Source organism: Stenotrophomonas sp. STEN054, assembly GCF_056854535.1.
This window is the reverse complement of record NZ_JBXFWG010000100.1, coordinates 2,501-5,286: the sequence shown is the minus strand read 5'-3', so window position 1 is coordinate 5,286 and position 2,786 is coordinate 2,501. Positions and strand designations below refer to the sequence as shown.

Annotated in this window: 2 rRNA genes (1 of these 2 cut by a window edge); both read right to left on the bottom strand. The window is 53.9% G+C overall.

From position 1 onward, the window contains the following. Positions 1 to 4: 4 nt before the first annotated feature. Positions 5 to 119: ribosomal RNA gene (gene rrf / locus AC1VXD_RS19695) — 5S ribosomal RNA — on the bottom strand. A 126-nt stretch (positions 120 to 245) separates the two neighbouring features. After that, a 23S ribosomal RNA gene (locus AC1VXD_RS19690) occupies positions 246 to 2,786 on the bottom strand (it continues 340 nt past the right edge of the window).

Here is a 2,786-nt window from a genome sequence, read left to right as displayed (position 1 = left end):
TAAACCCTGGCGATGACCTACTCTCGCATGGCTTGAGCCACACTACCATCGGCGCAGCTGCGTTTCACTTCCGAGTTCGGGATGGGATCGGGTGGTTCCACAGCGCTAATTTCACCAGGGAGGCTTTTGGAGAGTCGCACTCGTCCCTAGGGGACAAGGCGCCAGCCTCGCATAGTTCTTGTGACGTAGCGTGCACTTGGATGCTCTTACGACGTTGTCGTAAAGCCAAGGCAACTTGAGGTTATATGGTCAAGCCACACGGATCATTAGTATCAGTTAGCTCAATACATTGCTGTACTTACACACCTGACCTATCAACCACATAGTCTATATGGTTCCTTCAGGGGGCTTGTGCCCCGGGAGATCTCATCTTGAGGCGCGCTTCCCGCTTAGATGCTTTCAGCGGTTATCGCTTCCGAACATAGCTACCCGGCAATGCCACTGGCGTGACAACCGGAACACCAGAGGTTCGTCCACTCCGGTCCTCTCGTACTAGGAGCAGCCCCTCTCAAATCTCCAACGCCCATGGCAGATAGGGACCGAACTGTCTCACGACGTTCTGAACCCAGCTCGCGTACCACTTTAAATGGCGAACAGCCATACCCTTGGGACCGACTACAGCCCCAGGATGTGATGAGCCGACATCGAGGTGCCAAACACCGCCGTCGATATGAACTCTTGGGCGGTATCAGCCTGTTATCCCCGGAGTACCTTTTATCCGTTGAGCGATGGCCCTTCCATACAGAACCACCGGATCACTAAGTCCTAGTTTCCTACCTGCTTGATCCGTCGATCTTGCAGTCAAGCACGCTTATGCCTTTGCACACAGTGCGCGATGTCCGACCGCGCTGAGCGTACCTTCGAGCTCCTCCGTTACTCTTTAGGAGGAGACCGCCCCAGTCAAACTACCCACCATACACGGTCCCCGACCCAGATAATGGGCCCAGGTTAGAACGTCAAGCACGACAGGGTGGTATTTCAAGGATGGCTCCGCTGCAGCTAGCGCCACAGTTTCATAGCCTCCCACCTATCCTACACAGACGAACTCAACGTTCAGTGTAAAGCTATAGTAAAGGTTCACGGGGTCTTTCCGTCTTGCCACGGGAACGCTGCATCTTCACAGCGATTTCAATTTCACTGAGTCTCGGGTGGAGACAGCGCCGCTGTCGTTACGCCATTCGTGCAGGTCGGAACTTACCCGACAAGGAATTTCGCTACCTTAGGACCGTTATAGTTACGGCCGCCGTTTACTGGGGCTTCGATCAAGAGCTTCGCCTTGCGGCTGACCCCATCAATTAACCTTCCAGCACCGGGCAGGCGTCACACCCTATACGTCCACTTTCGTGTTTGCAGAGTGCTGTGTTTTTGATAAACAGTCGCAGCGGCCTGGTTACTGCGACCCTCTTCAGCTATAGCTCGCACGAGCCACCAAAAAGGGTGCACCTTCTCCCGAAGTTACGGTGCCATGTTGCCTAGTTCCTTCACCCGAGTTCTCTCAAGCGCCTGAGAATTCTCATCCTACCCACCTGTGTCGGTTTACGGTACGGTCTGCGTAAGCTGAAGCTTAGGAGCTTTTCCTGGAAGCGTGGTATCAGTGACTTCGCCATAAAGGCTCGTCTCGGTGCTCGGTCTTGAAGGATCCCGGATTTGCCAAAGATCCAAACCTACCGCCTTTCCCCAGGACAACCAACGCCTGGTACACCTAACCTTCTCCGTCCCTCCATCGCACTTACGCGAGGTGCAGGAATATTAACCTGCTTCCCATCGACTACGACTTTCGTCCTCGCCTTAGGGGCCGACTCACCCTGCGCCGATTAACGTTGCGCAAGGAAACCTTGGGCTTTCGGCGTGCGGGTTTTTCACCCGCATTATCGTTACTCATGTCAGCATTCGCACTTCCGATACCTCCAGCAGACTTCTCAATCCACCTTCAACGGCTTACGGAACGCTCCTCTACCGCGTACATATAAATATGCACACCCCAAGCTTCGGTTCACTGCTTAGCCCCGTTAAATCTTCCCCGCAGACCGACTCGACCAGTGAGCTATTACGCTTTCTTTAAAGGGTGGCTGCTTCTAAGCCAACCTCCTGGCTGTCTGTGCCTTTCCACATGGTTTTCCACTTAGCAGTGAATTTGGGACCTTAGCTGTGGGTCTGGGTTGTTTCCCTTTTCACGACGGACGTTAGCACCCGCCGTGTGTCTCCCATACAGTCCGTCTCGGTATTCGGAGTTTGCAATGGTTTGGTAAGTCGCGATGACCCCCTAGCCATAACAGTGCTCTACCCCCGAGAGGATACATATGAGGCGCTACCTAAATAGCTTTCGAGGAGAACCAGCTATCTCCGGGTTCGATTAGCTTTTCACTCCTAATCACAGCTCATCCCCGTCTTTTGCAACAGACGTGGGTTCGGGCCTCCAGTACCTGTTACGGCACCTTCACCCTGGCCATGACTAGATCACCCGGTTTCGGGTCTACTGCCCGCGACTATGCGCCCTTATCAGACTCGGTTTCCCTTCGCCTCCCCTATACGGTTAAGCTTGCCACGAACAGTAAGTCGCTGACCCATTATACAAAAGGTACGCAGTCACTCCTTGCGGAGCTCCTACTGCTTGTACGCACACGGTTTCAGGATCTATTTCACTCCCCTCTCCGGGGTTCTTTTCGCCTTTCCCTCACGGTACTGGTTCACTATCGGTCGGTCAGTAGTATTTAGCCTTGGAGGATGGTCCCCCCATGTTCAGACAGGGTTTCACGTGCCCCGCCCTACTCGTCTTCACTGAAATG